At 30.7% G+C, this 20,281-nt stretch carries 22 protein-coding genes; all 22 read left to right on the top strand.

The genetic code is table 11. The features are described from left to right. Positions 1-4 precede the first annotated feature (4 nt). Positions 5-1,465 (top strand): ribonuclease Y, encoded by a 1,461-nt coding sequence (rny, locus tag ACJAX4_RS12320; RefSeq protein ID WP_435789760.1) that lies wholly within the window; start codon positions 5-7, stop codon positions 1,463-1,465. A 119-nt stretch (positions 1,466-1,584) separates the two neighbouring features. After that, complete coding sequence (locus ACJAX4_RS12315; RefSeq protein ID WP_435789759.1) at positions 1,585-1,845, top strand: stage V sporulation protein S; 261 nt, start codon at positions 1,585-1,587, stop codon at positions 1,843-1,845. A gap of 237 nt (positions 1,846-2,082) precedes the next feature. Then, complete coding sequence (locus tag ACJAX4_RS12310; protein WP_435789758.1) at positions 2,083-3,273, top strand: pyridoxal phosphate-dependent aminotransferase; 1,191 nt, start codon at positions 2,083-2,085, stop codon at positions 3,271-3,273. Positions 3,274-3,373: 100 nt separating this feature from the next. Beyond that, positions 3,374-3,625 carry an HPr family phosphocarrier protein gene (locus ACJAX4_RS12305; protein WP_435789757.1) on the top strand — a complete coding sequence of 84 codons (252 nt, stop codon included), beginning with the start codon at positions 3,374-3,376 and terminating at the stop codon, positions 3,623-3,625. Between the two features lie 99 nt (positions 3,626-3,724). Then, positions 3,725-4,702 (top strand): tyrosine-type recombinase/integrase, encoded by a 978-nt coding sequence (locus tag ACJAX4_RS12300; RefSeq protein ID WP_435789756.1) that lies wholly within the window; start codon positions 3,725-3,727, stop codon positions 4,700-4,702. A 195-nt stretch (positions 4,703-4,897) separates the two neighbouring features. Next, the gene (gene uvsE, locus ACJAX4_RS12295; RefSeq protein WP_435789755.1) at positions 4,898-6,142 is read left to right on the top strand and encodes a UV DNA damage repair endonuclease UvsE; all 1,245 of its coding nucleotides are present in this window, start codon (positions 4,898-4,900) and stop codon (positions 6,140-6,142) included. A 39-nt stretch (positions 6,143-6,181) separates the two neighbouring features. After that, positions 6,182-6,823: a HutD/Ves family protein gene (locus ACJAX4_RS12290; RefSeq protein ID WP_435789754.1), complete on the top strand. Its 642-nt coding sequence runs from the start codon at positions 6,182-6,184 to the stop codon at positions 6,821-6,823. Between the two features lie 107 nt (positions 6,824-6,930). Beyond that, entirely contained in the window at positions 6,931-7,260 is a 330-nt protein-coding gene (locus ACJAX4_RS12285) for a single-stranded DNA-binding protein (protein ID WP_435789753.1), read from the top strand. Positions 7,261-7,344: 84 nt separating this feature from the next. Next, complete coding sequence (gene msrA / locus ACJAX4_RS12280) at positions 7,345-7,824, top strand: peptide-methionine (S)-S-oxide reductase MsrA (protein ID WP_435789752.1); 480 nt, start codon at positions 7,345-7,347, stop codon at positions 7,822-7,824. A gap of 152 nt (positions 7,825-7,976) precedes the next feature. Then, positions 7,977-9,971 carry a sigma-54-dependent Fis family transcriptional regulator gene (locus ACJAX4_RS12275; protein WP_435789751.1) on the top strand — a complete coding sequence of 665 codons (1,995 nt, stop codon included), beginning with the start codon at positions 7,977-7,979 and terminating at the stop codon, positions 9,969-9,971. Between the two features lie 358 nt (positions 9,972-10,329). Next, positions 10,330-10,806 (top strand): Na+/H+ antiporter subunit E, encoded by a 477-nt coding sequence (locus ACJAX4_RS12270; protein ID WP_435789750.1) that lies wholly within the window; start codon positions 10,330-10,332, stop codon positions 10,804-10,806. Then, positions 10,799-11,068 (top strand): monovalent cation/H+ antiporter complex subunit F, encoded by a 270-nt coding sequence (locus ACJAX4_RS12265; RefSeq protein ID WP_435789749.1) that lies wholly within the window; start codon positions 10,799-10,801, stop codon positions 11,066-11,068. Before ACJAX4_RS12270 ends, ACJAX4_RS12265 begins: the two co-directional genes overlap by 8 nt. Further along, positions 11,065-11,385, top strand: a complete 321-nt coding sequence (gene mnhG / locus ACJAX4_RS12260) for a monovalent cation/H(+) antiporter subunit G (RefSeq protein WP_435789748.1) — start codon at positions 11,065-11,067, stop codon at positions 11,383-11,385. Before ACJAX4_RS12265 ends, mnhG begins: the two co-directional genes overlap by 4 nt. Further along, entirely contained in the window at positions 11,372-11,611 is a 240-nt protein-coding gene (locus ACJAX4_RS12255; RefSeq protein ID WP_435789747.1) for a hydrogenase subunit MbhD domain-containing protein, read from the top strand. The genes mnhG and ACJAX4_RS12255 overlap by 14 nt, the downstream gene beginning before the upstream one ends. Further along, positions 11,608-12,330, top strand: coding sequence for a hydrogen gas-evolving membrane-bound hydrogenase subunit E (gene mbhE, locus ACJAX4_RS12250; protein ID WP_435789746.1), 723 nt, complete (start codon positions 11,608-11,610; stop codon positions 12,328-12,330). Before ACJAX4_RS12255 ends, mbhE begins: the two co-directional genes overlap by 4 nt. A gap of 2 nt (positions 12,331-12,332) precedes the next feature. Then, on the top strand, positions 12,333-12,695 hold the full coding sequence (locus ACJAX4_RS12245) for a sodium:proton antiporter (RefSeq protein ID WP_435789745.1): 363 nt from the start codon (positions 12,333-12,335) through the stop codon (positions 12,693-12,695). A 1-nt stretch (position 12,696) separates the two neighbouring features. Next, positions 12,697-14,169, top strand: coding sequence for a complex I subunit 5 family protein (locus tag ACJAX4_RS12240; RefSeq protein WP_435789744.1), 1,473 nt, complete (start codon positions 12,697-12,699; stop codon positions 14,167-14,169). Positions 14,170-14,185: 16 nt separating this feature from the next. Next, positions 14,186-15,631 carry a complex I subunit 5 family protein gene (locus ACJAX4_RS12235; protein WP_435789743.1) on the top strand — a complete coding sequence of 482 codons (1,446 nt, stop codon included), beginning with the start codon at positions 14,186-14,188 and terminating at the stop codon, positions 15,629-15,631. Between the two features lie 16 nt (positions 15,632-15,647). Further along, complete coding sequence (locus ACJAX4_RS12230; RefSeq protein ID WP_435789742.1) at positions 15,648-17,660, top strand: complex I subunit 5 family protein; 2,013 nt, start codon at positions 15,648-15,650, stop codon at positions 17,658-17,660. 100 nt (positions 17,661-17,760) lie between these two features. Beyond that, positions 17,761-18,471, top strand: a complete 711-nt coding sequence (locus ACJAX4_RS12225; protein WP_435789741.1) for a pseudouridine synthase — start codon at positions 17,761-17,763, stop codon at positions 18,469-18,471. 193 nt (positions 18,472-18,664) lie between these two features. After that, positions 18,665-19,537 carry a MurR/RpiR family transcriptional regulator gene (locus tag ACJAX4_RS12220; protein WP_435789740.1) on the top strand — a complete coding sequence of 291 codons (873 nt, stop codon included), beginning with the start codon at positions 18,665-18,667 and terminating at the stop codon, positions 19,535-19,537. A gap of 181 nt (positions 19,538-19,718) precedes the next feature. Then, a partial coding sequence (locus ACJAX4_RS12215; protein ID WP_435789739.1) for a Glu/Leu/Phe/Val dehydrogenase dimerization domain-containing protein occupies positions 19,719-20,281 on the top strand: 563 nt, incomplete at its 3' end.

The raw sequence follows: 20,281 nt of genomic DNA, 5'->3' as shown, positions 1-20,281 counted from the left end.
AAATATATCTCAAGCAAATATTTCTGAGGCTGAAAAAGAAGCTAAAAAAATTATTGACGATAGCGTAAAAGAAGCTGAAACAAGGAAGAAAGAGGCAGTTTTAGAAGCCAAAGAAGAAGTTCATAGACTTAGAACTGATTTAGAAAAAGAATCAAGAGAAAGACGCAATGAAGTTCAAAGGTTAGAAAGAAGAAATATCCAAAGAGAAGAATCTTTAGATAAAAAAAGTGACGTGTTGGAGAGAAAAGAAGAAAATCTTAATAAAAAACAACAAGATGTTGAGATGTTAGAAGCTAGTATTAAAGATTTGCACACAAAGCAAAGGGAAGAATTGGAAAGATTGTCAGGATTAACATCTGATGAGGCAAAACAGGTTTTATTAGATGAAATTAAAAAAGAAATTAAACATGATGCTGCAATTATGATTAAGGAAATTGAAACTAAGGCAAAAGAAGAAGCTGATAAAAAAGCAAGAGAAATTATTACTTATGCGATTCAAAGATGTGCCGCTGACCACGTTGCAGAAACAACAGTTCATGTGGTTTCGCTTCCTAATGATGAGATGAAAGGAAGAATAATAGGTAGAGAGGGTAGAAATATTCGAACTCTAGAGACGCTTACAGGAGTGGATCTTATAATAGATGATACACCTGAAGCAGTAATTCTTTCAGCATTTGATCCTATAAGGCGTGAGGTTGCAAGGATTGCACTTGAGAAGCTAATAGTGGATGGAAGAATACATCCAGCAAGAATCGAGGAAATGGTAGAAAAAGCTAAAAAAGAGGTTGATAGCGATATAAAAGAAGAAGGGGAACAAGCTACTTTTGAAACAGGAGTGCATAGCCTTCATTCAGAAATTGTTAGGCTACTTGGAAGACTTAAATACAGGACTAGTTATGGTCAAAATGTATTAAAGCATTCTATAGAAGTTTCATATTTAGCAGGACTTATGGCCTCTGAACTTGGAATTGACCCTACTCTTGCTAAAAGATGTGGATTACTTCACGATATAGGTAAAGCTGTGGATCACGAAGTTGAAGGACCACATGCACTTATAGGTGCTGAAATAGCCAAAAAACATCATGAATCAGCTAGTGTTGTAAATGCTATTGCTGCGCATCATGGTGATGTTGAGTTACAATCTCTTGAAGCAATACTAGTTCAAGCAGCAGATGCTATATCAGCTGCAAGACCAGGTGCAAGAAGAGAGACTTTAGAAGCTTACATTAAAAGATTGGAAAAATTAGAAGAAATTGCAAACTCTTATGAAGGTGTTGAAAAGTCATATGCTATTCAAGCTGGAAGAGAAGTTAGAATTATGATTAAACCTGATATAATTGATGATGCAGGAGCGGTTGAAATGGCTAGAAATCTAGTTAAACGGATTGAAAACGAATTAGAGTATCCTGGCCAAATTAAAGTTAATGTAATTAGAGAAACAAGAGCTATTGATTATGCAAAGTAAACTAACATAATATTGAACCCTCTTAAAATTTAGGAAATTTCTAAATTTTAAGAGGGTTTTCTTTGCATTTGTTGAATAGTATAAATATAGCAATTCGATGCACTAATAGGAGGAGTATTATGGAAATATTGAAAGTGTCAGCAAAATCTAGTCCAAACTCAGTGGCAGGAGCTCTAGCAGGAGTTATTAGAGAAAAGGGAACAGCAGAATTAAAAGCAATAGGTGCTGGTGCAATAAACCAAGCAGTAAAGGCTATTGCAATAGCAAGAGGCTTTGTTGCGCCAAGTGGTGTTGATTTAGTTTGTATACCTGCATTTACAGATGTTATAATAGAGGGTGAAGAAAGAACGGCAATTAAGTTAATAATTCAATCTAGATAATAAGTATACGGAGGGCTTGCTTTGCAAGGTCTCTATTTTTTATAAGCAAATTTAAAACTATCCATTATTAATAATAATAATAATAATAATAATAAATTCATTCTATTTACAATACAAAAAAAAGGTGATATATTTATAAGATATTAATTATATCATTTTAAAAGATGCAAAAAGAGTTATAATATAAGCAGCTAATTTAATAAAATTAGTAAAGAATATAAGTATTGGGGGATAAAAATGATGTTATCTAAAAAAGCTAAAGGAATATCGCAGTCTTTAACATTAGATATAACTGCAAAGGCAAAAAAAATGAGGGCTGAAGGTATAGATGTCATAGGGCTTGGTGCTGGTGAACCTGACTTTAATACACCTCAAAATATTGTAGATGCAGCGATAAAAGCAATTCAAGATGGAATGACAAAGTATACAGCAGCATCAGGTATTATTGAGTTAAAGAACGCAATAATTCAGAAATTTAAACGAGAAAACAAATTAAGTTATGAACCAGCTCAAATTATAGTTTCAACTGGCGCAAAACAATGCTTAGCTAATGTTTTTGAAGCTATTTTAAATCCAGGGGATGAGGTTTTAATAGGAATTCCGTATTGGGTTAGTTATCCAGAATTAGTTAAATTAGCAGATGGAAAACCTATTTATATAGAAACGGAAGAAAATAATAAATTTAAATTAACAATTGAAAATCTAACTAAAGCAATAACTTCTAAATCTAAAGTATTAGTATTAAATAGTCCCAATAATCCTACTGGAACAGTATATACAAAAGCAGAACTTATTGAAATTGCTGATTTTGCAAAAGTAAATAATTTGATTATAATATCAGATGAAATATATGAAAAATTGTTATATGGAGCTAACAAGCATATTAGTATAGCAAGTCTTTCAGAAGATGCATATGGCAGAACCATTGTAATTAATGGTGTATCTAAGGCTTATGCTATGACTGGATGGAGAATAGGTTATGCTGCGGGGAGCACTGAAATAATATCATTAATGACGAATATTCAAAGCCATACTACCTCTAATCCAAATTCAATTTCTCAATATGCATCAGTTGAAGCACTAAACGGACAGCAAGAAGACATGATGAAGATGATTGAACAATTTAGGTTAAGAAGAGATTATATGGTAGAAAAAATAGATAGTATAAATAAATTATCTTGCATAAGTCCAGAAGGTGCTTTTTATGTTATGGTTAATATATCTAATGTTTTAAATAAATTAGTTAATGGAAAAGTTATAAGTAATTCAATTCAGTTTTCAGATCTTTTACTGGAAGTAGAAAAAGTTGCTGTTATACCGGGGATTGCATTTGGAGTTGATAATTTTATTAGAATATCCTATGCTACTTCAATGGAAAATATAATAAATGGACTTAACAGAATAGAAAGGTTTGTTTCTGATATATAAAATTGATTTACAAATTTTTTAATGATACTATTATAGTATGAACTAATACAAGGTGTGGAGTATTAGTTCATGCAATTATAAAAGATTGAGGTGAAGTGAATTGATAACAAAAGAAGCTATGGTTAGTAATCCTAAGGGACTACATGCAAGGCCGGCTACATTATTAGTAAAAAGAGCTTCTTGTTTTAAATCAGATATAAGTATAGAGTATATGGGTAAAAAAGCAAATATTAAGAGCTTAATAGGTATTCTATCTTTAGGAGTTGGACCTAATAATACTGTAAACGTTATAGTAAACGGGCTTGACGAAAAGTTTGCATTAGAACAAATAGTAAAACTAATTAATAATTAGATGATTAATTATAGCCTATATATTTAAAAAAGCTGCTAACTTACTGTTTGCAGCTTTTTTAAATATATAATTCATAACAAATGTTAAAGGAGAAAATATATGTTAAATAAGATTATAGAACACAATCGCACGTCTGATGTGATTTTAGATAACAAGCATTTTATATGGTATTTTCTTGAAATTAAATCAAGAAAAAGTGCTTATACTTCTAAGAGCTATGAACGAGATATAAAAGATTTTTTTTGCGTTGATTCTATTTGTGAAATCACAATGGAGGATATTAAGAAAGTGTCCTTAATACATACACAGAATTTTATAATAAAATTAATAGACAAAAATATGTCATCGGCTACTATAAATAGAAAAATATCATCACTTAGTGCACTCTATAAGTGGATATTAAAATATCAAGATAATTCTACAGGTGTTCATATAGTTAAATATAATCCCTTTGGAAACCTGAAGGAAGAAAGGCCTGTTATAAATAATATGGAAACTGAGTTTCTAACAAAAGATGAGTGTAAAACTTTACTCGGCAGTATAGATACATCTACTATATTAGGGTATAGAAATAAAACTCTATTAGCACTGGCTTTAACCACAGCCTTAAGAAAATCTGAGATTATAAATATTAAAATTAAGCATATTACCGCGCGTTCTGGTTATGATGTAGTAAGAGTAATTAGAAAAGGTGGTAAAGAAGATATAGTAAAACTTCAGGGTAACGTTCTTGCTATGATTAATGAATATATTTTACTTACTAAAAGAGGTAAGATATCCAGTGGTGAGGAGTATTTATTCATAGGTCACTCAACTAATGGAAAAAATAAAGAGAAATTAGATGCAAGTACTTTGAATTACATGATAAAAAAAGTATGCAGAAATGCGGGTATAGAAAAAAAATTAAGAGTCCATTCTACTAGACATACGGCAATTACATTAGCAATTTTAGCAGGGGCTACGGTGGAGAAAGTTAGAGACTTTGCTGCGCACAAAAATCTAGCTACAACTAATAGATATATTCATTCTATAGATAAGTTGAAAAATAATGCTGGAGACCTTATTGATTTGTTTTAAAGGGGGCTACATGGATAGAGAAGGACAGAAGATATCATTTATCCTGTCGGTCAATTAGGACCTATGAGAAGGCGTAATAGCAATTCAGTTGGATGACAGTGTTATAAAACTCCGTAATTTTAAATCATGTGTTTATTGTTGATCTATAATGGTTTTAGAAGTAAAATTACGTAAATAAGAGCATAGGAGGAAAAGATGAAAATAGGATATGCATGTATACCACTTACGACAAATGCAAGAACAAATAGAAGATTAATGCTGAAAAACTTTTCTGAAAAGATGTTTTTAGAGGTACTAGAGCAAAACTTAATAGACTTAAGATTAATATTAGAGAATAATGAAAAATTCAATATAAAGTTGTTTAGAATAAGCTCAGATATTGTTCCGTTAGGAAGCCACATTATTAATGAAATTCCGTGGCATACGGTTTTTAAAAATGAATTAAGTGAAATAGGCGAATATATAAAAAAATGTGGTATGAGGGTATCTATGCATCCAGGTCAGTACACTGTACTTAATGCTGAAAAGGAAGATATTGTAGCAAAAACAATTAAGGATTTGGAGTATCATGCTAGGTTTTTAGACTCATTAGGTGTTGATGGGACGAATAAGATAATACTTCATATTGGTGGAGCTTATGGAGATAAAGATGCTGCTATGAATAGGTTTATAGAAAATTTTAAAAGATTATCAGTTTCAGTAAAAAATAGAATTGTAATTGAAAACGATGATAGGATTTTCAATATTGAAGACCTGATTTTTGTAAGTAGTAAAATCAATATTCCGGTAATATTTGATAATCTTCACCATGAATGTAATCATTTGAAAGCTACGCCTGTGAAAGAGATAATAAATAAAGTAGCTAAAACATGGCAAGAGAAGGACGGAAATATAAAAGTTCACTATAGTCAGCAAAACTTTAAGAAACATATAGGGGCCCATTCAATTTCTATAGCAGCTGAAAAATTTCTGGAATACTATGAAGAGATTAAAGAGTACAATCTAGATATTATGCTAGAAGTAAAAGATAAGGATATTTCCGCTATAAAATGTAATCTTTTAGTTGATAATATGAAAAATAAATTAAAAGATGTAACTATAGAAAAACAGTGGTCTAAATATAAATATCTACTTATGGAAAGAAATTATAAATATTATAAAGAGTGTAGCCACATTGTAAAAGAAGATTGTAGTATTCAGGAATTTTACGAGTATATAGATGAAATAATGAACCTTGATGTAGAGGATGGCAGTTTTATTAATACTGCAGAACACGTTTGGGGATATGTAAAAAACAATGCTTCTGAGAAAGAGCAAATGCATTTCAAGAAAATTCTTTCTGATACGGAGAATAAAGAGAAGGTTAAAATTTATTTAAAAAAATTAAGTGACAAGTATAATGCTAAATATATGATTGATTCTTATTACTTCTACTATTAAGCTTAAATAATATAAAACAAGTGGCGGGGGGATTTAAAAATGTCGTACAACATAGAAATAGTCAGAAAACAACAGTGCGAAACAAGTGAATGGTCTGGTGGTACAACAACTGAACTTTATATTTATCCAAAAGGTTCAGTTTATAGTAAGCGTGATTTTGATTGGAGGATTAGTTCCGCAAGGGTTGAAGTAGAGCAATCTACATTTACACCGCTGCAAGGGGTATCTAGGATTATAATGATTATTGAGGGAGAACTTCATCTTTACCATGAAGGGCATCATAAGACTAAGCTGAAAGCGTATGAGCAAGACAGTTTTAATGGAGATTGGATAACAACGTCTTATGGTAAAGTCACAGATTTTAATTTAATGCTGGCGAAAGGTTACAAGGGTAGATTAGAATACATTTCTCTTAATGAAGATGAATTTAAAGATATAATATTACACAATAATGTTAAGGATGTTGAAAAATTATCTGGAATTACAGAAGCGTTTTATATAATTAAAGGTCATGTGGAAATTGTTTCAGAAGCAAAGGGGAAATTAAAGCTTAATCAGGGTGATTTAGCATTAGTAACTAGAACAGAGGAAGAAAGCATTTCGGAAATTAAGATTTATAATAACAGTGAGGAAGAATCTAAAATTATAAGAGCTACAATTGTTAAAGCGAAAATTATTTAATAAAGAAATGAATTTTTATCAAGCAAAAAAGAACGTTTGTTTGTATAAAATCTACTTTTGTTGTCAATAATTTAAAAAGTTATTAAACAAAAAAGGAGAGATGTAATATGAACAATGTTTCATTAATAGGAAGAATAACAAAAGATTTAGAACTTAAAGATTTTAACGAAGGAAAAGGCTTTTATACTAAATTTACATTGGCTATAAACAGAACACCGCGTAAGGACACACAACCTGAAGCGGATTTTATAAGTATTTTGGTATGGAATTCTTTAGCTGAAACAATGTGTAGATTTTTAGGTAAAGGAAGTCAAATTGGTATAACTGGTAAACTTTGCAGTAGTAGTTATACAGATAAGGATGGAAACAAAAGATATAGTATAGAAGTTGTAGCTGAAGATTTTAAGTTTCTAGATAAAAAGAAAGAAATAGTATAAAATATTTTTTTAGGATTAGTTAGGAAAGAGAATGCATTTGTAGTAATATATAGGTGTTAGTTTATACAATATGGAGGTGCGTTTATGAAGACTATTGTTGTAGCAGGAGGATGTTTTTGGGGTATAGAAGCTTATATGTCAGGAATAAATGGTATCATTGAAACTGTGGTTGGGTATGCAAATGGTAAAGTGAAAGACCCTACATATAATCAGGTTTGTAATGGAGAAACAGGACACGCAGAAGCCTGTCTAGTAAGTTACGATGAAAAAGTAGTATCACTAGAAAAAATATTAAACAAGTTTTGGGGAATAATAGATCCTACGGTTTCTAATAGACAAGGACTGGATATAGGTAGCCAATATAGAAGTGGTATTTATTATACTGATAAGTTGGATTTAGAAATCATATTAAAAACTAAAGATGAAGTACAAAGTAAGTATAATAAGGCAATAGTTACAGAAATACAATCACTTTCTTGTTTTTATGATGCAGAAAATTATCATCAAAAGTATCTACAAAAAAATCCAGGCGGCTACTGTCACATTGATTTAAACGATAATTAAGAAAAAATAGCTAAAAATATGAGTTTATTAATTTTAATCTTGAAAACTCCTTGGTTAACCAAGGAGTTTTTCTAATTATAATTTATACTATTAGACAAAATATATAGTTGTAGGTATAATTACATCATAATGTTATGAAGGGGAGGATTTACTTGTCAACTAAAAGATTGCTTGATAATGATGAAGAAATTATAAAAAAATGGCAATTGTTTGTTTTGGAAGGTATTTTAGATAAAAAAGGTCTTCGAGACATCATTTCAAGGTCGTGGGAAAGATGTAAATCATATGGTATAGATCCCTATGAAAACAATTTTTCTGTTGACATTACTGAAGATGATCTAAAAATGAAGTATAAGGAATTTTTACCCCTACTGGAGACGGCAAAACCATTAATGAAAACATTGTATAATTTGATTCAAAATTCAGATTTTATGATTAGGTTAACAGATGGAGACGGATATGTGTTGGAACATATAGGAGAGGACAGATTAATACATCATCATGATTTTCTGGTATTACAAGATGGATATAATATAAGTGAAGATGTCATAGGCACTAATGCCATTGGACTTTCATTAATAACGGGTGGGCCAATACAAGTCCTTGGTGGCGAACATTATTTACATAAGTATCATAAGATGACTTCTTCTGCATGCCCAATAAAAGATGAGGATAATGGAATTTTAGGGGTGTTAAGCATTACAGGTAACTATGAGTTTGTACATCCACATACTTTAGGTATGGTAGTAGCTGCAGCAAAAGCCATAGAAAAAGAAATGAAGTTAGAAAATTCTAATAAAAAATTAAAAATAGTTAATGAACAATTTTATCAAATTACAGAATCGATTTCAGAGGGGATTATTAGAATAGATAGTCAAGGCGAAATAACCAGTATGAATAGATTTGCAAGAAAACTATTGGGGTATAGGGGAAAAGGGAAATACAATATACACATAAGTGATGTTTTATCTACTAATTGTAAAAAAGATATTTTAGGCGCTGTAAATAAGGGGAAAGGATATCAAGAGGAAGAAATTGATTTCACTACAAAATTGGGCGCCAATAAAACGTGTATAGTTAATGTTACTCCCATAAGGCTTTTTAGTTCTTCAGACTTAGGTGGTGGGGTAATTACTTTTAGAGAAAACAAAGCCGTTCTAAGTATGATTAATAAAATTGTTGGCGCGAATGCAAGATTTACATTTGATGATATATTTGGCAAGAGTGAAAATATAGCTCATTCAATCAAAATTGCGACAATAGCGTCTAAGAATGACGCTACTATACTACTTCAAGGCGAGAGTGGAACAGGAAAGGAAATGTTTGCACAAGCTATTCATAACGCTAGTAGAAGAAAAGATAGACCTTTTGTATTCTTAAATTGTGGTGCTATTCCTCGGGATCTAGTTTCTAGCGAACTGTTTGGTTATGTGGAAGGTGCGTTTACGGGAGCTAAAAGAGGTGGGCATCCAGGGAAATTTGAACTTGCTGACGGAGGAACAATATTTCTTGATGAAATAGGAGATATGCCCCTAGATGTTCAAGTAAGTTTACTTAGAGTTTTAGAAGAACGTAATGTAGTAAGAGTTGGAGGACATGATGTTATACCAATAAATGTTAGGGTTATAGCGGCCTCAAACAAGGATTTGAAAAAAGAAGTTGCCCTTGGAAAATTCCGAAGTGATTTCTTTTATAGAATAAATGTTATGCCTATTTATATAAACTCCCTTAGGGAAAGAAAAGAAGATATTAAGATATTTATTGATTATTTTTATGAGAAATTCTGTGAGTCAAACGATAAGAATATAAAAAGAATTCATGAAAGTTTTTATGAAGGTATGATTAATTATGATTGGCCAGGAAATGTTCGGGAACTACAAAATATTATGCAACTTGTATTAAATATAGCTGAAAATAACAGTGTACTTACGGGTATCAACTTACCAAGTTATATAATTGAAAAAGAAGATGTTGGAGAAACGAGTGGCATAAAGCAACTATTGACATTAGAACAAATTGAAAAGAATACTATTATGCAGACATTAATAGATGTAAATGATAATATGGCAGCAGCTTCTAGAATATTAGATATAGGGAGAAGCACACTGTATAGGAAGATGAAAAAATATAAATTAGTTAGTAAATAGATGATTTTTGACTTAAGTAATAGTTGACGTGAAATAAAGTATATAAGAATACTTTATGCAATTACGACATCTGTGTCGACATGATACATATGTACCAAAATGGAACATGAATTTATCGGTGACAGCGATTTAGTGTGCCATTTTGAAACGAGTTGGTGTAAACAGTTACATTACATTGCAATTCACTATTTATAAAAAAACAAAAAAAGGTTATAAACCGTTGAAAACAGATGGTTTATAACCTTTTTTTATTAAAGCAAGGAATTGTGGCATATTTATTGCTACATATGTATTCAAGAATATAATGATAAAAAACTCGGAGAAAAGTAAGCTGAAAATGTATAGGAGGATTTCTAACATGTATTATGGGATTGTATCTTTATATCTGCTATTTTGGATAGTTATATCAGAAAATGCAAAAATTGAAACTATTTGTATTGGTATAATAGTAAGTTTGTTAGTTGTAACTTTAAATAAGGATTTAATGTGTATTAATAGAAAATTAAATTTCAGGAAAAATAGTATGTTGTGGATTTCTTACACGACCCTTATGTTAAAAGAAATATTGGTTTCCAATATTAATGTTGCTAAAATAGTTCTGAGCCCTAAAATAGTTATATCGCCACAGATAGTAACAATTAGAACAAAAATAAAATCCGATTTTAATAAAACAATTTTTGCAAATACAATAACATTAACTCCAGGAACCTTAACTATTTCAATGGATGGAGACAAGATTTTAGTGCATTGTTTAAAAGGTGAATATTCAAAGGACTTAACTAATTCAACTTTTGAAAAAATAATAATGAAAGTTGAGGAAGGCATTTATGAGTAAACTATTAATTTTTTCTATTTTATTTTTATCAGCTACAATTTTCATTTGTATGTTCAGAGCAATCAAGGGGCCGACCGCAGCAGATAGACTTATTGCTGTTAATGTAATAGGCACTAAAACCATTGTACTTATTTTAATAGTTTCTTTTCTGCTTCATGAAACTTATTTTGTTGATGTTGCCATAGTATATGCTTTAATTAGTTTTCTATCGTCGATTGTTATAGCTAAAGTTATTGAGAATTCAGGAGGGAAAAATATATGAAAGATATCGTTGTAACAATGTTTCTCTTTGGAGGGTTATTCTTTTTCATGGTGGGAACACTTGGTATTATAAGGTTTCCAGATGTGTTTACAAGAGCTCATAGCGCTTCCAAATGTGATACATTAGGTGCTGTACTATGTTTATGTTCATTAATAGTACTCGAAGGCCTAAATATGGTTAGTTTTAAATTTATGTTAATTCTTATATTTGTGTGGACTGCAAATCCAACAGCTACACACTTAATAGCCAAGGCTGAATACACAAGGCAAGCGAACCTTGCAAAAATAAATGAGGTGAAAAAGCATGAAAATATTTAGTGTTATAATGCTGGCGTTTTTAATAGGCTCTGCTATAGCAGTTTCAAATATAAAAAGCTTACTTGGTGCAATAATAGTATTTATGGTGTATAGCCTAATAATGACGATCTTATGGCAACAGCTAAATGCTCCAGATTTAGCAATAACTGAAGCCGCAGTAGGAGCAGGTATTACCACAATTTTATTTGTACTTACACTAAAGCGGATTAAAGGAGTAACAAAATGAAAAAACTTTTATCTACTCTAATTACAATAAGTTTAATTATTATTTTACTTTTGGGTGTTAATGAACTTCCCGAATTTGGACAATATGATAATCCTGCAAATAATGAAGTTGCACATTATTACATTGAAAACACAACAAAAGAAACTGGTGCAATGAATATTGTTACGGGGATTATTTTAGATTACCGTGCCTTTGATACTTTTGTTGAGTCGAGTGTGCTATTTACTGCTTCAATTATAGTGTTGTTAGTTCTGAAAAAGGAAAAACGATCTGGAGATACACAAAATGAAGGCACAACTATAGAAAGTACTATTTTAAAAGGGGTAAGTAAATTACTAATACCTTGTATTCAAATTTTTGGGATATATATAATTTTTTATGGGCATATAAGTCCAGGGGGGGGATTTGCAGGTGGAACCATTATAGGTACAAGTTTAATCTTATATAGATTAATTTATGGTAAAAAATTTACTGATAAAAAGATTCCATTCTCAAAACTGTTAACCTATATTTGCGGGTCGCTTATACTTTATGGATTACTAAAAGGATATAGTTTTATAACTGGTGGAAATCATTTGAATCTTCCACAACCGGGGCTTGGAACTCCAGGAAATATACTCAGTGGTGGATTTTTATTGCCATTAAACATATTAGTAGGACTTATTGTGGCAATTACGATTTACTTTTTTTTCACTTTATTTGACGGAGGAGAAATTTAGTTATGGAAGGATTAATAAGTAATTATTATGAAACTGGTGCAATTATACTGTTTGGAATTGGATTTTCTATACTATTACTGCACAACAATTTAATAAAAAAGATTATTGGAATGAATATAATGGATACAGCAATATTTTTGTTTTTTATAGCGAAAGGATATGTTGTAGGCCTGGATGCACCAATTATTATAGGAGCACATAAAGGAGTTCAAGGGTATATCAATCCTGTCCCATCTGCTCTAATGCTTACTGGAATAGTTGTAGCAGTTAGTACAACAGCATTTGCCCTTGCGCTAACAGTAAAACTCTATGACGGCTACGGTAGCATTGAACTAGACGAGATTATGAAAATGAGGAGTGATTAATATGAATTTAATGCAAAGTTTTCCACTTGCTATTATATTAGTTTTGTTTATTACTGCATTTATGATGCCACTTATTAAAAACACGAAGATTGTTAAGATGATTAGTTTAATATCAATGGCAATAGTCATGATTTTAGCAATGTTAAATTTGAGTTTTGTTATTAAAAATGGTGAGTATTTGTATAGAATTGGACATTATAATGCACCGTACGGAATTGAATTTCGAATTGGAATAATTGAGGCTATGATGGGACTCCTTTTTACATTTGTTGCACTTATGATAATCTGGTATTCAATATATAGTATAGAAAAAGAAATTAAAGAATCTAAGTTAGGGTTATATTATTTACTTATTAATATTTTGATAGGTTCCCTACTTGGAGTAGTATATTCTAATGATTTGTTTAATTGTTTCGTATTTATAGAAGTAGGAACCCTTGCATCTTGTGGAACTATTATAGTTAAAGACAAAAAAGAAAATATAAGAGCAACATTAAAATATTTAATTATGAGCTGTCTCGGATCCGGACTTGTACTTATGGGGATTGCTTATTTGTACTCAATGACTGGATATTTAAATATTAACTACATCCATGAAGAATTAATAAAATCCTATTTAAATTATCCCAATGCAGTATTAATATCTATAGTTTTATTTATTATTGGTCTCGGAGTAAAGAGTGCCATGTTCCCACTGCACAACTGGCTTCCAGATGCACATTCAAACGCACCATCATCCTCAAGTGCAATTCTATCTTCGCTAGTTTTGAAGGCTTTTGTCTTACTTTTGATTAAAATATTATATAGACTTTATGGAATGGAGATACTGCACCATTATTCAGTTCTAAATATTATTTTAATACTAGGTAGTTTAGGAATGATAATGGGCTCGGTCTTTGCTATCTTTCAAAAGAATGTAAAAAGAGTTATAGCCTATTCTACGGTGGCACAAATGGGGTATATATTTTTAGGTGTTGGGCTAGGAACAGATATAGGGGTTTCCGTTGCTATATTTCATATTATCGGCCATGCCTTAACTAAATCAGCACTGTTTTTATTAGTTGGAGCAATGATAGAACAAACAGGGCATAAAACCTTAGAACATCTAAAGGGAATAGGTAGAGAAATGCCATTAACCTTAGGATTATTTTCCTTAGCTGCACTATCTATGATAGGAATTCCTATGTTACCTGGGTTTATAAGTAAGTGGTATTTGTCGTTAGCCACTATTGCAGCTGGAGAAACAATTTTAATTGCAGTTATATTGATTAGTAGTTTACTGAATGCAGTATATTACGCTCCAATTGTTATAAATGGATTTTTCGGAGAGGATAATATGGAAGGTAAAGTATATAAATCTAAAAGCAAACCTATAAAAGAAATGATTCCTGTAATTTTTTTAGTGGGTTCAATGATTTACGTAGGAATAGCATCTAGAGGAATTATAAATTTAATTACGCTGGGACTTAAATAGAGGAGGGAATTATAAATTGAATAGTAGCATAATAATACTTCCCATTATATTTCCATTTATATTAGCAATAATTATGGCAACTATAAAATTTGATGAGAAGAAAAGGAATATTTTTGTAAGCATAGGTGTTATATTGAATTTTGTTTTTTTAGTTGCTATATTTTATAAGTTTGGGGAAAGCAGTTTTCATCTACTCAAATTGAATGAATTTCTGGATGTTTACTTTAGAATTGATAAGTTAAGCATACTATTTTCACTATTGGTTTCGATTTTATGGGTTTTTACTGCTTTTTATGCAATGCAATATATGAAGCATGAGGGAAAAGAAAGAAAGTTTTTCATTTTTTTTCTTGCAACCCTTGGGGTAACCATTGGAATTGCTTTTGCGGGGAATCTTATAACACTTTACGCCTTTTATGAGTTTCTAACACTGTCAACCTTTCCACTTGTAATACATACAGAGTCAAAACAGGCTCTAAAAAGTGGAAAGAAATATCTCATATATTCTTTTTCAGGAGCAGCACTAGTTTTACTTGGAATGCTTTTATTATTCAGTATTACTAGTGATTTGACATTTGCTTCGCATGGTATTTTGTCACCACTAACAAATGATAATAGGACGCTATATATAATAAGCTATGTTGTTATGTTTTTAGGTTTTGGAGTTAAAGCAGCCCTTGTACCATTTCATTCATGGCTACCTGCTGCAATGGTAGCGCCAACACCAGTTAGTGCACTTCTTCATGCAGTTGCAGTTGTGAAATCAGGGATTTTTGCTATTGTTAGAATGACATATTTTATATTTGGAGCAGAAATTGTTAAGGCGCTTCATGTAAATATATTTTTAAGCATTCTTATAGTACTTTCAATTTTGATGGGTTCATTCTTAGCACTCCATCAAGAAAATTTAAAGAAGAGATTAGCTTACTCAACCATTAGTCAATTGGGATATGTTTTATTAGGTGTAGTTCTTCTAAATGAAGAGGCACTTGTTGGAGGGCTCCTTCATTTAATTAACCATGCAGTAATTAAGATTGTTCTTTTTTTCTGTGTTGGAGCGATAATGTATACTACTGGAAAAACGGATATTAGCCAGATTAGGGGTATTGGGAAACAGATGCCAATTACAATGAGCTGTTTTGGTATAGCGGCTATATCATTAATAGGAATTCCACCGACAAATGGATTTGTTAGTAAGTGGTATCTAGCTCAAGGGGGACTTGAAGCTGGAAAAATGATTTTTCCAGCGATACTCCTCATTAGTGCACTATTAACTGCCCTATACCTTCTTCCAGTAATAACTGAAGCCTTTTTTAAAAAAGGGGATGACACTATAGTTAAAGAGGCACCAATGAAAATGTTAATCCCTATAGTTATGATAACTATAATAATTGTTTTACTTGGACTATTTCCTAATATGATTATTACATTTATACAAAAAATTGCTAGTGAGGTACTTTAAGAAAGGAGAATGTATTTTGAAATCAACTATATATTTATTATTTATTTTGCTATTTCCATTTTTTTGTTCTTTTATAGGTTTCGCTATAGGAAGAAAAAATGAAAAATATAGGGATGTTTTTAATACTATAATGACAGCTATTGTACTTTTGGTTACCACAATGTTATATAAATATGTTGCATTACAGCCTATAGAAGTATACGTTCCACATATTATGGGTACGGGTCTTCATCTAAAATTAGATATGTTTAGATATGTTTTTGTATGGCTTACAGCTATGATATGGTTTTTAACTACACTGTACTCATCTCATTATTTATTGAGCCATAGAAACAGAAATAGATATTATTTGTTTTTTATGCTAACACTAGCAAGCACTATAGGAATTTTCATATCAGAAAATTTTTTAAACTTGTTCACTTTTTTTGAAATGATGTCATTTACATCTTATGCATTAATAATTAACGATGAAGATGATTATTCTCATGAAGCCGGCAATACTTATATTATAATGGCAGTTACTGGTGGTCTCATTCTGCTTATGGGATTGTTTTTACTATATAATTATACTCAGACATTAGATATAGGTGAACTTAGTGTGGCTGTAAGTGGGCTTGGAAGTGTAAAGTATCTTATCGTAGCACTAATAATTATAGGGTTTGGAGTGAAAGCTGGGATGGTGCCACTACACATATGGCTGCCTAAGGCGTATCCTGCAGCGCCAACACCTGCAACCATAGTTTTATCAGCAGTTTTAGCTAAAACAGGTATATTTGGAATTATATTAACAATTGAAGTAATTATGAGTGGAGATTTTATTATTTCTATTATTATTCTAGTGATAGGATTTCTAAATATGTTCATTGGTGGAATTCTCGCCATGATGCAAAGAAACATTAAAAGAATTCTGGCATATAGTAGCATGAGTCAAATTGGCTATATTCTTGTTGGAATTGGACTCATAGGAATATTGAAGGATCATAGGACTATAGCTATATATGGTACATTGTATCATGTTGTAAATCATGGAATTTTTAAAGCCTTACTATTTATGGGGACTGGAACTATATATATGGTTTTGAATGATGTGAGTATAAATAAAATTGGAGGATTTGGAATAAAAAAACATTTATTAAAGATAATATTTTTTATAGGGCTCCTATCAATTATAGGAATGCCTGGCTTTAATGGTTTTACTAGTAAAACTATGTTGCATGAGGCGCTTATTGAAGCTCAACATATGTATAAGGGCGTATTCTTTAAGATGTGTGAAATTGTATTTATAATAAGTAGTGGTTTTACTGTAGCCTATTTATTAAAAATATTTGTAGCTGTATTTATAGAAAAAAGTAATCATGAAATTGAAAAGGTAAAGGCTAAATTAAGTAAAAGGGTACTTCTGCCAATGGTTACACTTAGTTTAATGAGTATATATATTGGACTTAATCCGAGTGCTATTTTACATGTGTTAGATAAAGCACTGAAACCCTTTGGAAATGCAGAGCCACTAGTAGTGAGTTTATACACTTTTAATAATATTAAAAGTTCTTTTATAATAATAGTAATTGGTATCATAGTTTATATTGGATTTATAAGAAAAGTGTTAAAAAAAGGTGAAGGGGCTAATTGGTATTATGTGAACCCGACTTTAAATTGGGTAAGTTTAGAGATGCATATATATAAGCCACTAGCTAAATGCATTATTCTTGTGAGTCTGTTTATTTTTAATATCATTGACCGAGCGGTGGTTAATAGTGTTACTTTTATAGGTACTAGTATTGATTCAATTACTAAAATTGAAATTGATAATGTAAAATATGTTACAAAAGGAGTTGGAAGTAAAATTAATGATTTATTTCTTACCAAAAATATTAGTAAACATAAAATTAATATTGAAAGAGAAAAATTAGAAAAAACAAACATTAAAGATAAAATACGGGAAATGGTACATAATATGAATAGTTTAACTTACTCACTATTTATTTTCGGAATTTTGCTTATAGCGTGTTTATTATCTTTAATGTCCTAAAAAAGTAAAAAAAATTGATTTTTTAGTTATATACTTATATAATTTAGAATGAAGGTTATATATAAGTATTATAAATTAAATTTTAATTAGGAGTGGTATAGTGGAAGAACGGTTGCAAAAATTCATGGCAAGATGTGGAATTGCTTCACGAAGAAAATGTGAGGAAATTATTGTTAGTGGAAGAGTAAAAGTAAATAATAAATTAATTGTAGAACTTGGTCAGAAGGTTAACCCTGACATGGATGTGGTGCACGTAGATAATGAAATTATTAGATTAGAAGAAAACACAGTATATATTGCGTTAAACAAACCCGAAGGCGTAGTGTCCACAGTGAATGATGAAAAAGGTAGGAAAACTATTATAGATTTAATAGAAGTAAAGGAAAGGATATATCCCATAGGGCGACTAGATTATGATACATCAGGCCTTATTATATTAACCAATGATGGAGATATATATAATAAGGTAATTCATCCAAGACAAGCAATTAATAAAGTTTATATAGCTTTATTAGAATGCTACCCAACAGAGGAAGAAATTTATAAGTTTTGTAATGGGGTAGATATTGATGGATACATAACAGCAAAGGCAGAGTTTGAGGTGTTAAATAAGTTCGGAGTAAACTGTAATGTTAAAATAACTATACATGAGGGGAAAAATCGTCAAATAAGAAAAATGTGTGAGGCTATAGATCATCCTGTTATTAACTTAAAAAGAGTTTCTGTTGGTGAAATAGCTTTAGGAGAACTGGAAAAGGGTAAATGGAGAAATCTAACTAACATTGAAATAGATTATTTGAAGAATTTATAATTCACTATTCTTAACATTCTTTTTATTTTAATAAGACGAATAAGTCATCTGTGATTACTAATTATAAAAAAATGAATAATCCATTGAAAATTTATTCAATAAATGGTAAAATGAATTATATATTTCATTTTACTATTTATTGAATTTTTTAATTCATTTATCTTAAAATAACAAAGGAAGGATTGAGTTTATAATGGAGAATAACAAACAAGATTTAATGAGGTCTATTCAAGTTAAATTTCCGCGTCTAAGTAAAGGTCAAAAACTAATAGCGGAATTTATTTTAAAACATTATGATAAGGCTGCATTTATGACAGCGGCAAAATTAGGAATTAGTGTAGGGGTAAGCGAATCTACTGTTGTAAGATTTGCCAATGAGTTAGGTTTTAGTGGATATCCAAAACTCCAAAAGTCTCTTCAAGAATTAATTAAAAATAAATTGACTACGGTACAAAGAATTGAATTATCTAATGATTTCATTACTCAAGAAAATGCGCTGAAAGGTGTACTGAAAGCTGATATGGAAAATATTAGAGCCACACTTGAAAAGATTAATCATAAAACTTTTGAGGATGTAGTAAATTCATTATTTAAAGCTAAGAAAATATATATAATAGGACTTAGAAGCTCAACTGCTCTAGCAGAATTTTTAGGTTTTTATTTAAATCTGATTTTAGATAACGTTAAGGTTGTTACCTATGGTGTTAGTGATATATTTGAGCAAATGATCAACCTCTCTGAAGTAGATGTTGTAATCGGAATAGGATTTCCGAGATATGCTAAAAGAACAATCGAAGCATTGGCTTTTGCTAAAAGCAGGAATGCAGAAGTTATAGCAATCACAGATAGTTTGTTGTCTCCGCTAGCAGCTAAGGCCGACAATACGTTAATAGCTCAAAGTAATATGGCATCCTTTGTTGATTCTTTAGTAGCACCACTTAGTGTGATAAATGCACTCATAATAGCTGTTGGACTTCGAGAAAAAGAAAAAATATCTAGCACATTCGCTACTTTAGAGGATATATGGGAAGAATATCAAGTTTATTCTTATAGAGATAAGGATTAAAGAGTATGAGTTCAAGATAAACAGATGTAAATGTTTACTCTTTATTAAAAAAAATAAAAAAATATTTTAAAAAAAAAAGGAATATCTAAAATCATATAGAATATAGTATACGTAAAGCAATTTAATATTCATATATATATTAAATTGAAATAAAACATTCATTCTCAGGAGGGATTAAGTTATGGAAACTAAGGCTTATATTCAACAAGTATTGGAAAATGTTAATAAGAGGAATTCTAATGAACCTGAATTTTTACAAACAGTACAAGAGGTGTTAGGTTCTTTGGGACCAGTTCTAGATAAACACCCAGAATACATTAAGGCAAACCTTTTAGAAAGATTCTGTGAGCCTGAAAGACAAATTATGTTTAGAGTGCCATGGACAGATGATGCAGGAGTATCACATGTTAATCGTGGTTTTAGAGTGCAATTCAATGGATCTATAGGACCATTTAAAGGTGGTTTAAGATTGCATCCTTCAGTTTACATAGGGATAGTTAAATTCCTAGGATTTGAACAAACATTGAAGAATTCTTTAACAGGACTTCCAATGGGTGGAGGTAAAGGTGGTTCTGATTTTGATCCAAAAGGAAAATCAGATAACGAGATAATGAGATTTTGCCAAAGCTTTATGACTGAACTTTACAGACACATAGGACCAGATGTTGACGTTCCAGCTGGAGATATTGGTGTTGGCGGAAGAGAAATCGGTTACTTATTTGGTCAATATAGAAGAATTAAAGG

Source organism: Clostridium sp., assembly GCF_051278035.1.
In the GTDB taxonomy this organism is placed as follows: domain Bacteria; phylum Bacillota; class Clostridia; order Clostridiales; family Clostridiaceae; genus Clostridium_AD.
Note: the sequence above shows the minus strand (reverse complement) of the source record. Positions and strands in the feature narration are given on the sequence as shown.